The 13,149-nt window shown below is 40.5% G+C and carries 10 protein-coding genes; 7 read left to right on the forward strand and 3 right to left on the reverse strand.

Annotated elements, in window-relative coordinates; all coding sequences use genetic code 11:
- The first annotated feature begins 6 nt into the window (after positions 1-6).
- On the forward strand, positions 7-1,476 hold the full coding sequence (locus R2Q66_RS13975; protein ID WP_316749967.1) for a RagB/SusD family nutrient uptake outer membrane protein: 1,470 nt from the start codon (positions 7-9) through the stop codon (positions 1,474-1,476).
- Positions 1,477-1,504: 28 nt separating this feature from the next.
- Positions 1,505-2,626, forward strand: a complete 1,122-nt coding sequence (locus R2Q66_RS13980) for a metallophosphoesterase (RefSeq protein WP_316749969.1) — start codon at positions 1,505-1,507, stop codon at positions 2,624-2,626.
- A gap of 327 nt (positions 2,627-2,953) precedes the next feature.
- Here the strand turns inward: R2Q66_RS13980 and R2Q66_RS13985 are convergent, their stop codons facing one another.
- Entirely contained in the window at positions 2,954-3,826 is an 873-nt protein-coding gene (locus R2Q66_RS13985; protein WP_316749971.1) for a LysR substrate-binding domain-containing protein, read from the reverse strand.
- Positions 3,827-3,977: 151 nt separating this feature from the next.
- Here R2Q66_RS13985 and R2Q66_RS13990 point away from each other — a divergent pair, with 151 nt between their 5' ends.
- Together R2Q66_RS13990 and R2Q66_RS13995 are read left to right on the forward strand one after the other, a co-directional pair.
- A complete protein-coding gene (locus R2Q66_RS13990; RefSeq protein ID WP_316749973.1) occupies positions 3,978-5,198 on the forward strand; it encodes an MFS transporter in 1,221 nt (406 codons plus the stop codon).
- Positions 5,199-5,258: 60 nt separating this feature from the next.
- A complete protein-coding gene (locus R2Q66_RS13995; RefSeq protein WP_410479432.1) occupies positions 5,259-7,424 on the forward strand; it encodes a S46 family peptidase in 2,166 nt (721 codons plus the stop codon).
- Positions 7,425-7,906: 482 nt separating this feature from the next.
- Here R2Q66_RS13995 and R2Q66_RS14000 read toward each other — a convergent pair whose 3' ends face one another.
- Entirely contained in the window at positions 7,907-9,088 is a 1,182-nt protein-coding gene (locus R2Q66_RS14000; RefSeq protein ID WP_316749977.1) for an AIR synthase related protein, read from the reverse strand.
- Between the two features lie 118 nt (positions 9,089-9,206).
- The gene (locus R2Q66_RS14005) at positions 9,207-11,393 is read right to left on the reverse strand and encodes a glutamine synthetase III (RefSeq protein ID WP_316749980.1); all 2,187 of its coding nucleotides are present in this window, start codon (positions 11,391-11,393) and stop codon (positions 9,207-9,209) included.
- Positions 11,394-11,654: 261 nt separating this feature from the next.
- Between R2Q66_RS14005 and R2Q66_RS14010 the strand changes: the two genes are divergently transcribed.
- From R2Q66_RS14010 to R2Q66_RS14020, 3 genes are all read left to right on the forward strand, one after another.
- Complete coding sequence (locus tag R2Q66_RS14010; RefSeq protein WP_316749983.1) at positions 11,655-12,473, forward strand: TonB family protein; 819 nt, start codon at positions 11,655-11,657, stop codon at positions 12,471-12,473.
- 108 nt (positions 12,474-12,581) lie between these two features.
- The gene (locus R2Q66_RS14015) at positions 12,582-12,719 is read left to right on the forward strand and encodes a hypothetical protein (protein ID WP_316749985.1); all 138 of its coding nucleotides are present in this window, start codon (positions 12,582-12,584) and stop codon (positions 12,717-12,719) included.
- A 142-nt stretch (positions 12,720-12,861) separates the two neighbouring features.
- Positions 12,862-13,137 carry a hypothetical protein gene (locus R2Q66_RS14020; RefSeq protein ID WP_316749987.1) on the forward strand — a complete coding sequence of 92 codons (276 nt, stop codon included), beginning with the start codon at positions 12,862-12,864 and terminating at the stop codon, positions 13,135-13,137.
- Positions 13,138-13,149 lie beyond the last annotated feature (12 nt).

Here is a 13,149-nt window from a genome sequence, read left to right on the forward strand (position 1 = left end):
CTAAAGATGAAAATGATAAAATATACCGCTAAAATATTACCACTAATGGTGGTCGCCTTGTCCTTTGGCGCTTGTAAAAAGGATTTCCTGAACGTTAATCCGCAACAAAATATGGATGTGGCTTTTGTGATTGAGGATTTGCCGACTACCAAAGCTGCGGTAATGGGTACGTATAGCCTGTTGCAAAGTCCGTCTTATTATGGACGTAGCATGATGATCCTGCCGGATTTAATGGCTGATAATATGTATATCAGTAGAAAAAACTCCAGCAGATATATCAATTATGATCAATACATCGTGACGATCAATGATTCTTATGCGACTTCGAGCTGGAATGTTTTATACCGTACGGTAGTAAACGCAAACCTGATCATCACTAAAGGAGAAAAACTGACGGTTCCGGAAACGATGGTTGCGGAAGTGAATCACCTGATCGGGGAGGCGTACGCGCTGAGAGGCCTGGCTTATTTCGATTTATTGCGTTTGTATGCTGAACCTTACAATGCGACTGCTGGTGCCGGTCATATCGGTGTTCCGGTAGTGATTAAAAGTGGAACGGATAAGAATGATGTGATCAGTCCGAAAAGAAACACGGTGAAAGAAGGTTATGACCAGGTGGTGTCCGATTTGAAAAAAGCGGTGGCCAGTCTTCCGGTTACTCCGATAGGTTTTTCTGCGAGCAACAGAGGTCATATCAGTCATTATGCCGCAGAAGCGCTATTGGCAAGGGTTTACCTGTACATGGGCGATTATGTGAATGCAGAATTAGCCGCTACAAATGTGATCACTGGTAATAAATATACTTTATTAACCAATGCAAATTACGTGAGTGGTTCTACCAGTTTCAGAACTCAGAATAACACAGAATCGATCTTTGAAATTCAGTTTAATGCGACTAATAACAACGGTACGGATGCTTTAGCGAACTTTTTGCTGCAAGGTTCTAGTTATGGTGACGGTTTGGCTACGGATGATTTATTCAACAGCTATAAGGCCAGCGATGTGAGAAGAGGCTTTTTACCAAAAGGTAAAAGAAGTGGTTCTGGTGGGGAAGATCCTGCTTATGTGATCACGAAATACAACAATACTTCTACTTACGAAGAGGGAATTAAAGTAATCCGCTTGTCGGAAATTTACCTGATCCGTGCGGAAGCCAGAGCTAAACAAACCGGAAAGGATGCTTTAGCAGCGGCGGATTTAGATGTGATTGCGAAACGTGCAGATGCAACGGCAGTAACCACTAACGCTACAGGACAGGCTTTAATCGACTTGATTATCGCTGAAAACCGTAAGGAATTTGCTTTTGAAGGTCACCGTTTGTTCGATTTAACACGTAATAAATTGTCATTTACTAAGTACCGTACCGGTGGCGCTACGGTTCCGGCTGCAAGTATGGTGTTGAAAACGGTATTGCCGATTCCTTTATCAGAAATGAATGCGAATGACAATATGGAACAAAATGAAGGCTATAAATAAGCTATATTCATAAATAATTATATTTTTCATGATGAACCTGGTTAAAACCTCTTTACCGTTGATTTTCAGTTTTCTGACTTTCAATTCCTTTGCTCAGACTGCTTCAAAGAACCTGAACGACGGCCCTTATGTGTTGTATAAAAACGACCTGATTGAGGTCCGCAGTATTGTGAACGAAGCTGGTGTGCAGAAATATAAGTTGGAAACTTATCCTTTGAGCAAGAAGGCTGAGGTACCTGTAAATGTGGCTTTTTCTAATCATCCGGAATGGAATTTCTCTGTGAAATTGCAGCCGGTTATTCAGATTGAACCTTCAGTATCTAAGCAACCGGCTAAGTTGCTTGCCCTTTCGGATATAGAAGGGGAGTTTGAGGCTTTAAGGAAGCTGCTGCTGGCCAATAAGGTGATGGACGAGCAGTACAACTGGATTTTTGGAAAAGGACAACTGGTGATCTGTGGTGATTTGTTCGACCGCGGAGAAGAAGTTCAGGCTACGATCTGGTTGCTGTATAAGCTGGAACAGGATGCTAAGGCGAAAGGTGGCTATGTGCATACCATTCTTGGTAACCATGATATTATGAACCTGAGCGGTGATTTACGTTATCTACAACCAAAATATAAGCAAAATGCGAAGTTGATGGAACTGGATTACATGTCGCTTTATGGTCCGGATTCGGAGATTGGTCGCTGGTTGAGAAGTAAAAATCTGATCGAAAAGATTGGCGATAACCTGTGTTTACACGCTGGTGTGGCGCCAATTGTCAATACGCTGAAGTTGAGCTTAAAAGAAATCAACGACCGTTGCAGACCTTATTATGATCAAAACAGGAAATCAATTGATATCCCTGATCAAGCCGTGAAACTATTGTTTGATGGTGGACGTTCTTCTTTATTCTGGTACCGCGGTTATTTTGTAGAGCCAAAGGCAACGGAAGCCGAAGTAGATCAGACTTTGGCGCTGTATGAGGTGAAAAGGATTATTGTGGGTCATACGATTACTGAAACCAATGTAGGCTTTTACTATCAAGGTAAGGTGTTGGGAATCGATGTAAATCAGCATGCCGGTCACCATGAAGGGGCATTATATGAAAAGAAAGCCTGGTATAAAATCAATACGACGGGGAGTAAATCCCCCATCGGAACCTATTAATTGTATGGTTATTCCGCGTATTCCAGGGGGGATACCGGTTTAATTTAAACCGCTGCTGATTAGTTTCAGTAGCGGTTTTTTTAGGTACTAAGGGTTAAAACTAAGCTGTTTCTAAGTAATAATTTTAGTATATAAATCAATTAGTTGTTAATTAATGATTTAATAAATGGTTATTATCAATAATTTGCTGTAGTTTTAGTCTTTGTTATAAGAGGGGTCAGGATATTTTGATAATGCTGGCAATATTAATTGTCGGTTGTTCAATCAATGAAGCAGTATCAAATACATTCCGGGGGGAGTGGAATATTCAGGTATTTGTCCGCTCTCTTATACTATTTTCAGCAGCTCTTCTATAAAGAGAGTTGCTGATTTTTTTCTAAAAACCCCCTTCTGCCATAAGATATAAGCTTCTTTATACAATTCTTTCCCTGTAATCGGAATGGCAACGAGGTTTTCCCAACCCGTAATTGCTTTTTCATTGATGATCGTTACCCAGTTTCCGGTATCCACTAAAGACAGTAAGGAATGGGTGTCATTCATCTCGATTTTGATATTGGGAATGATGTTGTTCTTTTTGAAGATCTCATCGAGCATATCTCTGGAGCTGAATCCTTTGTTGGCCAGGATCATTTCCGTTTGCGCCAGATCTTTAATCGAGATCCGGTTTAACTTAGCCAGGGGATGTTGTTTGGAGGTCACCATTTTGATCCTGGAAGAAAATAACAGCTGCATTTCCAGTCCCTCGTTGTCGGATTGCTCATGAAATGCTAAGATGAAATCCAGATCGGCATTCTTGAGTCTGGCTTCCAGTTCTCCGGCAATACCGGATTCTATATGTAGTTTAATACCTGGATATTTGTTGGAGAAAGGGGTGAGGGAGGGTAGCAGTAAGGAACTGAAAGCGTAGGTTACGCCGATTCTTAATTCCCCGTTCAGGAGGTTGTTCAGTTCAAAGATCGCCTGCTTTGATTTCTTGATCTCCAGCATGATTTGTCTGGCATGGTTTAGAAATAACTTTCCCGCCTCAGTAAGCTGTACGTGTTTGCCCACCCGGTCGAACAGTAACATCCCCAGTTCTTCTTCCAGCTGCTTCACCTGTTGTGATAAAGTAGATTGGGTTACAAAACACTGCGCTGCGGCATCTGTGAAGTGTAATAACTCCGCGGCCTTGATGAAATAACTGAGCTGTCTGAATTCCATAATGATCTTTATTTCTTTGGTAATCGTATGATGATCGCTCTATGATCAATCGTTAAAACTAATGAATATCATTAAAACTATCAATTTTACAAATATATTCTTTATCCCGAGATTTGTTGGCAGCACAGAGAAGCTCATAAAATAACCCCGAATGACACTATTCAGATCCCTCAAATCCCGCAACTTTAAACTGTTTTTTTACGGACAATCGATCTCCCTTGTGGGAACCTGGATGCAGAAGACGGCAGTGAGTTGGTTGGTCTACCAGCTCACAGGATCGGCCTTGTTGCTGGGGGTCGTGGGCTTTGTGAGTCTGATTCCTTCTTTGTTTTTATCGCCCTATGCGGGAAGCCTTGTAGATCGCCACAACCGTTACCACATTCTGGTGCTGACGCAGATTGCCTCCATGGTTCAGGCAGCTGCCTTAGCAGGGATCATATTTTTCGGTTATTACAACATCCTGCTCATTATTGCGCTCAGTCTGATTCAGGGAATCATCAATGCTTTTGACATGACTTGCCGACAATCGTTGATGGTAGAAATGGTAGACCATAAAGAAGACCTGCCAAATGCCATCGCGTTAAATTCTACGATGGTGAACTTTGCCAGGATTGCTGGTCCGGCGGTTGCAGGGATCATTTTAAGTACGTTCGGAACTGACTTTTGCTTTATATTGAATTTCCTGAGTTATATCCCGGTACTGATCTGTTTGTTCATGATGAGGTTAAAAGTAATCCTGATGGAGAAATCAGAGAAAAGCATCTGGACAGAGCTGGAAGAAGGTTTTAAGTACGTTTCCGGGGATAAAAACCTGAGCAGTATGCTGATCATGATTGGGGTAAGCAGTCTGTTTGTGATCCCTTTTAATACCCTGATGCCCATCTTTGCGAAAGATATTTTTAGTGGTGATGCCAGAACGTTCAGCTGGTTTGAGAGTGCTGCGGGATTGGGTTCCATCATTAGCGCGGTATATCTGGCGAACCTGAAACACAACAACGGACTGATGAAAATGGTGGCCATTGCCGGTGGAATTCTGGGAGGCAGCTTGTTATTTCTCGCCTATGCGCCTCAACTGCCGGTAGCCTTGTTTTTCATGACCCTCACGGGGGTAGGGATGATGGGGCAGACTTCAGCCATCAATACTTATATCCAAACACATTCGGTTCCGGAGATGCGTGGAAGGGCCATCAGCTATTATGTAATGGCCTATCAGGGGATTCTTCCGATCGGTAGTTTATTAATTGGCTGGCTGGCCAATGTAATGGGGCCCAGACCAGCGATCTTCATGGAAGGGTTAATCGGCATTGCCGCCACCATCGGTTTCGTGATTTACAGGAGTAAATATGGCCAAAGAAAGACGGTAACCGTGTAATTTATACCTATTAGTGGTCACAATTACTTAACTTTGGTTTATCACTAACTAATTTATTATATCATGAGAAAAACAGTTTATCTGCTGTTGTGTGCAATGGTTATGTCCTTTGCAAACACCGTTAAAGCAGATGAAGGGATGTGGATCCCAATGCTGATAGGCAAAAACTATGAGCAAATGAAGAAACAAGGGTTTAAGCTAACGGCGAAAGACCTTTATAATGCAAATGGTTCCAGTCTGAAAGATGCAATCGTACATTTCGGTGGCTTTTGTACTGGTGAGATTGTTTCCGACAAAGGATTGATCTTTACCAATCACCATTGTGGTTATGATGCGATCGCATCAAACTCTACTGCTCAGAATAACATCCTTGACAATGGTTTCTACGCTAAAAATTATGGTGAAGAGAAGCCTATCGATGGATTATTTGTAAAGTTCCTGTTGAAAATGGAAGATGTAACGCCTCAGGTTGAAGCGGCTACAAAAGGCCTTACAGGTGCAGAAAAGTCGTCTAAAATGTTAGAAGTATTCAATACCATTTCTAAAGCCGCAGTAACCGGTCCAACGATTGAAGCGAATGTAAAAGACTTTTATAAATCTAATCAGTTTATCCTTTTTGTATACGAGCGTTTCGACGATATCCGTTTGGTAGGTGCGCCTCCTCAGAATATTGGTAAATTTGGTGGTGATACTGATAACTGGGAATGGCCTCGTCAGACCGGAGATTTCTCGGTATTCAGAGTTTATGCCGGTAAAGAGAACCAACCTGCAAAATATACGGCAGCAAACGTTCCTTACACCCCTAAAAAGTTCCTTCCGGTTTCTATCAAAGGTGTGAAAAACGGTGATTTCTCTATGGTTTACGGCTATCCTGGTCGTACCGACAGATATTTAACTTCTTATGGTGTTGATCTTGCTACTGAAAAGGTAAGTCCGACTATCGTTAAATTGCGTGATATCCGCCTTAAATCCTGGAAGCAGGAAATGGATAAAAGCGTAGATACGCGCTTGAAATTGTCTTCTCAATATGCAAATATTGCCAACTACTGGAAGTATTTTATCGGTCAGACTGAACAGTTGAAAAGACTTAAAGTTTCTGATTCAAAAAGAAAAGAAGAGAAAGCTTTCACGGATTGGGCAGCTCAGAAAACTGAATTTGCCGGATTAATGGAGCAATACGCTCAGATCTATAAAGATATCGACCCGATTTCTGTACAACGTACTTATATCAATGAAGGTTTTATGGCTTCTGCATGGGTGCCGAACGCGATTACTATCGTACGTTCTTATGCTGCAGTAGATGCTAAAAAAGGTGATGCTGTTTTCGCTGAAAAAGTAAAAACAGGTCTTGATAAAGCAGCTAATGTATATGAGGAAACTTATGTTGAGTCTGCTGATAAAAAGATCTTCGCTAAAATTCTTGCTTCTTTCTACCAGGATGTTCCTGTGAAATCTCAGCCTAAGTTCTTCGCTGAAATCGCAGAAAAATACTGGACAGGAAATCCTGAAACTACTTTCGAAAAGTATGCAGAATACCTGTGGGAAAATAGTAACCTGATTGAACCTGCGAAATTGAAAGCATTTTTAGCGACTAACCCTTCGTTAGAAGCGATTAAAGCTGATCCAGGTTATAAATATGCTGCTAATGTTTATGCTCCGGATTATATTAAAGCAAACTTCGGTTCTTTAGTGGCTGATTTCGAAACTAAAAAAGCAGAGCTTGATCATTTATACCTGAAAGCTACTTTAGAGAAAAACAAAGGGAAACTGATGTATCCTGATGCAAACTCTACCATGCGTCTTTCTTATGGAAATGTACAAGACTATTCTCCTAAAGATGGTATCGTATATAAAACCACGACTACCATTGATGGTATGATGAAAAAATACATTCCAGGTGATAGCGAATTCGATCTTCCTGCCAACCTTATCGAAAACTATAACAAGAAGAATTTCGGTCAGTATGGTAATGACGGTACGTTAACGGTAAACTTTATCACTAACAATGACATTACCGGCGGGAACTCTGGTTCTCCGGTAATCAATGGTAATGGGGAATTAATCGGTCTTGCTTTTGATGGTAACTGGGAAGCAATGAGTGGTGATATCGCTTTTGATAAAGAATTTAAACGTACAATCTGTGTAGATGTGCGCTACGTATTGTGGTGTATTGACGTGTTAGGTGGTGCGAAAAATATTATCAACGAGTTGTCGATTAAGAAATAGTTGTCTATTCGAAAATAAAGGATGTTCCTCTTTTCCTACTCGAATCTTTGCTGAAGGGCAAACCTTCGCAGGTAGTCAAAGAGGAACATCCTTTATTTAAAAAAGAACACTCATAGTTCTATAGCCGGTATGGTGTTTGGTTATGAGGTTTAACACAAAAAAGGGATCAGATGTTATGTCTGATCCCTTTTTTTATACATTAATTATTCTTACTAAACCATCCTTTTAAACACCTCTTCCTTTAGCTTCTTGCCCTATTTTCTTGCCTCTGTGTCGGCTTGCAGGGAACCATAAATCGTTTGTTAAAAAAAGGAATGCCTGTTGAGAAAAGGCATAGCAGGTTTTGCGCCCTTCAGCGCAAGGCTTGCCGCCTTTGAAGAGCGAGGTGTTCTTTTTTTACCACCTTAAATCCCAAAACAAGAAAACCGGCAATAAAATCACCGGTTTCCTTTTATAATCGCGCTTTTCAGCGAAAATTCTGATTAATTATATACAAACGTACCTTTATCGCTTTCAATTGTTACTTGTTTCTGCTCAGAAGCTTCAACTCGACCAATAATCTGCGCATCAATGTTAAAGCTTTTAGAAATGGCAATAATATCCTCAGCAATCGCTGCAGGAACATATAATTCCATTCTATGGCCCATATTGAATACTTTGTACATTTCTTTCCAATCTGTGCCAGACTGCTCCTGAATCAACTGGAACAATGGAGGAACAGGGAACATATTGTCTTTAATGATATGAACATCATCATTTACAAAGTGAAGCACTTTAGTTTGCGCGCCACCACTGCAATGAACAAGGCCATGGATCTGACTTCTATAAGCGGTTAAGATCTGTTTAATCACCGGAGCATACGTACGTGTAGGAGAAAGTACTAATTTCCCTATGGTAATTTCCGTGTCCTCATCAATTTTGATGGTATCTGTTAACTTTTTGCCACCAGAAAATACCAGGTCAAAAGGAACAGAAGGGTCAAAACTTTCAGGGTAACTTGTTGCGACCGACTTATCAAAAACATCATGTCTTGCAGAAGTAAGTCCGTTAGAACCCATACCACCGTTATATTCTGTTTCGTAAGTAGCTTGTCCGGATGAAGAAAGGCCGACAATTACATCACCAGCCTGAATCTTATGATTGCTAATGATTTTGTCTCTTTCGATTCTGCAGGTCACTGTAGAATCTACGATGATGGTGCGTACAAGGTCGCCTACATCAGCAGTTTCACCGCCTGTGGAGTAAATGGAGATCCCTAGTTCTCTAAGGTCTGCAAGGATTTCTTCTGTACCATTGATGATTGCGGCAATTACTTCACCAGTAATCAGATTTTTATTACGTCCGATGGTAGAAGATAAAAGGATTTGGTCTGTAGCACCTACACAAATCAAATCGTCGATGTTCATGATGATGGCATCCTGAGCAATTCCTTTCCATACGGAAAGATCACCTGTTTCTTTCCAGTATACGTAGGCGAGGGAAGATTTAGTTCCGGCACCATCTGCATGCATAATGTTGCAAAATGCGTCATCATTCCCTAAAATATCAGGTATGATTTTACAGAAGGCTTGGGGAAAAATACCTTTATCTATATTCTTGATGGCTTGGTGCACATCTTCTTTTGACGCAGAAACGCCACGTTGGTTGTACCTGTTATCACTCATGTTGCTGCAAAGATAGGGAAACGCCGGAATGTTGCGGCCTTAAGAACAAAAAAATAACCCTTCAAAATTGATTGAAGGGTTATAAAAATTAAAATTTAATGGAATATTGCGTTTTCGACTATTTCAAAAACAATAATTCTCTGAATTTTGGAAGAGGCCAAACGCTGTCATCAACGATTTGCTCCAATTTATCCGTGTGGTAACGGATGGTATCGAAGTATGATTTCACGTTTTCATCGTAAGCGATTGCTTTTTCACGGCTATCTTCAATGGCATTAGTTTTCTTACGTTCTTCTAACATCTTATCGATATTAACTTTAAGACCACCTAAATGCTCAGATACTTTATTGATAATGCTAACCGGAGTTTCCAATGCTTCTTTTGATAAACCAAGATCTTTAAGACCTTTAGCATTTTCAATTAATACATTTTGGTAAGTGATGGTTGCAGGAATGATGATACTGTTTACCATTTCACCCATTACCCTTGCTTCGATCTGAAGTTTCTTGTAATAGCTTTCTAATAAGATCTCATGACGTGCATGTAGTTCACGTTTGCTGAAGATGTTAGTGTTCGCGAAAAGCTCAGTAGTTTTCTCAGTTACATAAGCATCAAGCGCTTTAGGAGTAGTTTTGATATTTGATAAACCACGTTTCGCAGCTTCATCTTCCCACTCCTGGCTGTAACCATTTCCTTCAAAACGGATATCTTTTGATTCTTTAAGGTATTTTTTGATGATGGTTAATAAAGCCACATCTTTTTTCTCTCCTTTTTTGATCAGTTTATCAACTTCAACTTTGAATTTAGTCAATTGATCAGCAACGATTGCGTTTAAGACAGTCATTGGTGCAGAAGAGTTTTCAGAAGAACCTACTGCTCTTAACTCAAATTTATTACCTGTGAAGGCGAAAGGAGAAGTACGGTTACGGTCGGTAGTATCAAAAGAGATCTGTGGGATCTTAGGAATACCTAACCATAAAGAGTCTTCGCTTTTTACTTTTTTAATGATGCTTCTTGAAGATTCGATTTCATCTAATACATCGTTCAATTGAGAACCAAGGAAACAAGAAATAATCGCCGGTGGAGCTTCGTTAGCACCCAGACGGTGATCATTGCTTACTGAAGCAATACTTGCTCTCATCAGGTCTGCATGTTCGTGTACCGCTTTGATCGTGTTTACGAAGAACGTTAAGAACATCAGGTTGTTTTTAGGCGTTTTTCCTGGTGATAATAAGTTTTTACCAGTATCAGTGATTAACGACCAGTTGTTGTGTTTACCTGAACCGTTGATACCAGCATATGGTTTCTCATGTAATAATACTTTGAAGTCGTGTTTAATGGCAACTTTTTCCATTAAGTCCATCAACAATTGGTTGTGGTCAATGGCAAGGTTGATTTCTTCATAGATAGGCGCACATTCGAATTGAGAAGGTGCAACTTCATTGTGGCGTGTTTTCAAAGGAATACCTAATTTCAAGGCTTCGTTTTCGAAATCAACCATATAAGTGAATACACGTTCCGGAATAGATCCGAAATAATGATCTTCTAATTGTTGTCCTTTTGCAGAGATATGACCAAATAGGGCACGGCCTGTTAAAGCTAAATCCGGACGGGCATTGTATAGGGCACGGTCAACCAGGAAATATTCCTGCTCAATACCTAGAGAAACACTCACTTTAGTGATGCCTTTATCAAAATACTGACATACGTCAACTGCAGCTTTATCTAAAGCAGATAATGCTTTTAAAAGAGGGGCTTTATAATCAAGGGCTTCACCTGTGTACGCAATAAATACGGTAGGAATACAAAGTGTTTTACCTGCTTTGCTTTCCATGATAAATGCTGGAGAAGAAGGATCCCATGCAGTATATCCACGTGCTTCGAACGTGTTACGGATACCACCATTAGGGAAACTTGAAGCATCTGGCTCTTGTTGAACTAATGCACTTCCTGCAAATACTTCAATTGCACCGTCTTTACTTGGCTCAAAGAAAGAGTCATGTTTTTCGGCAGTAGAACCTGTTAATGGCTGAAACCAGTGCGTATAGTGTGTTGCACCTTTAGACATAGCCCAGATTTTCATTGCTGTAGCGATGTGGTTAGCATCTTCATGATTGATCAGTTCACCTTGGTCAATTGATGAAATTAATTTTTCAAATACCTCTTTTGATAAGAAATCTTTCATCTTTTTCTTATCAAAAACATTCATTCCGAAAAACTCAGAAATCTTAGTCGAAGGCGACTTTACTTCTGGTGAAATTCTTGATTGTGCCTCTTTTAATGCAGTTGTCCTTAAGCTTTTCATTTATTTGTTTAAAATTTGGTCAAAAATATATTTTTTGTTTGGTATTTCTCTTGATTTGTTTGTAAAAATACGAATGTCGTTAGATAATCAAAGAAATATTTCTGGTTTTTTGGTGTTTTTAGAGAAATAGGTCTTAAAATGGCCTTATTGGGCTTTCTGTTTAGGGCTTTTCTGGTTTTTCACCTAAAGTATTAAAAGTGGTAGCTGTTTATGGAATATTGATGGTAATTCCATCATCACCTTGAATAAACCTTAGAAATTATGCTAAACTCCTCTTCAAACCTGTACAAGTCCGAGTGGCTCGACCTTGTATTCAAGAACAGAAATCAAAACTATGGCGCATTTGTGTTGAGGGCCGAATCTTCTAAAATCCTCCTGCGCTCGCTGATGATTGCAACTCCGCTGTTCGTGATTCCGTTTTTATTAACGATGATCAACCGTCAGCCGGATGTAGAAAGCAGAAAAGATGTGGTGTTTGAGCTTCGTCCGCCAGTAGAAAATCTGCCGCCTAAGAAGCAGGAAGAATTGCCGAAGATGGAACCGGTAAAAGAAAAGTTGAAAATGTACAAGGCAGTCTCCGGTCCGGTTGTAGTTAAGGATCCGATATCGGAACCACCTACACTGAAGGAAATGGAGCATGCGGTTGCAGGTCCGGTAACACAGGCGGGTTTAGAAACCGATTTACAGGCATTGCCGCAAGTAGGTAAAGGTGGGGGAGGTGTAGTGTCCTCTGGTGGTCCTGCGGAAATCGACAATGAGATTTACAACGCGGCAGGGGTAGAAGTTTATCCGGAGTTTGAGGGAGGGATGAAAGGCTGGGCGAAATTCCTGCAAAGGAATCTACGCTATCCGGAATTGGCCCAGGAAAACGGGGTGCAGGGAAGGGTGTTGGTGAGCTTCGTGATTGAAAGGGACGGTTCGATCTCTGATGTTAAACTGATCAATGGGATTGGCTCTGGTTGTGATGAAGAAGCATTAAGAGTGATCCGTAAATCTCCAAGATGGAAACCTGGCCGACAAAACGCAGAAACGGTAAGGGTGAGGTATACGATTCCGCTGGCTTTTGCACTGGCTCAATAAATCGTAATATATATATAGGAAAGGGAGGTTGTTGAATAGCCTCCCTTTTTCAATAAATTCTTCAGCCTAAGGTTTAAAAGTTATTTTAGTTAAAAATACGTTCATCATATGAAATTTAAAACGCTCTTAATCATTGTCTTTTGTTGGGTTGCCGGGGCAAAAGCACAGCAGTTAAATAAAGTAGTTGAACCTATAATTGCAGAAGGAAAGTTGCTCTATCGTTTGCATATTGATGCTTTAGGGTAAATATCTTGTAATTCGTTTCTATGTTTGAACCCTGTTCAGCGCATATTATTTATTCATTTTGATCATTAACAAAAAGAGATGCTTCTTAAGGTTGTTTTCCTGATCGGAACCCTATAGATTAGTCCGGTTTATACCCGGGACAATGAAAATACTTTTATTATGCATTTGCATGATGCTGCTGCATGCTGCAAAATCGCAAACCTTCCAGCGTCTGCAACAAGTGTTACCTGATGACACTTTAAAGGCTGGGGAAGGAATTATTTATGGGGAGTTCTTGCAGCGACTAGGGATCAGTGGGTTGGGTTTTCCTCAGGATCTGCGGATCGAGTGTCTGGAAACCCGGCAAAAGTTCTCTTTTAGAGTGAAGGATGCTTTTAGTATCGCTAAAGAACAGGTTTTCCTGTATCATATCCTGTAATCGGTAAATAGC

Source organism: Pedobacter gandavensis, assembly GCF_032677645.1.
Lineage (GTDB): Bacteria > Bacteroidota > Bacteroidia > Sphingobacteriales > Sphingobacteriaceae > Pedobacter > Pedobacter gandavensis_A.

What these genes read in the sequence shown, in the direction of transcription:
- R2Q66_RS14020 (WP_316749987.1), top strand. Translation starts at nt 12,862, where the DNA reads ATGAAAATACTTTTATTATGCATTTGCATGATGCTGCTGCATGCTGCA.
- R2Q66_RS14010 (WP_316749983.1), top strand. Translation starts at nt 11,655, where the DNA reads ATGCTAAACTCCTCTTCAAACCTGTACAAGTCCGAGTGGCTCGACCTT.
- R2Q66_RS14015 (WP_316749985.1), top strand. Translation starts at nt 12,582, where the DNA reads ATGAAATTTAAAACGCTCTTAATCATTGTCTTTTGTTGGGTTGCCGGG.
- R2Q66_RS13975 (WP_316749967.1), top strand. Translation starts at nt 7, where the DNA reads ATGAAAATGATAAAATATACCGCTAAAATATTACCACTAATGGTGGTC.
- R2Q66_RS13990 (WP_316749973.1), top strand. Translation starts at nt 3,978, where the DNA reads ATGACACTATTCAGATCCCTCAAATCCCGCAACTTTAAACTGTTTTTT.
- R2Q66_RS14000 (WP_316749977.1), bottom strand. Translation starts at nt 9,088, where the DNA reads ATGAGTGATAACAGGTACAACCAACGTGGCGTTTCTGCGTCAAAAGAA.
- R2Q66_RS13985 (WP_316749971.1), bottom strand. Translation starts at nt 3,826, where the DNA reads ATGGAATTCAGACAGCTCAGTTATTTCATCAAGGCCGCGGAGTTATTA.
- R2Q66_RS14005 (WP_316749980.1), bottom strand. Translation starts at nt 11,393, where the DNA reads ATGAAAAGCTTAAGGACAACTGCATTAAAAGAGGCACAATCAAGAATT.
- R2Q66_RS13980 (WP_316749969.1), top strand. Translation starts at nt 1,505, where the DNA reads ATGATGAACCTGGTTAAAACCTCTTTACCGTTGATTTTCAGTTTTCTG.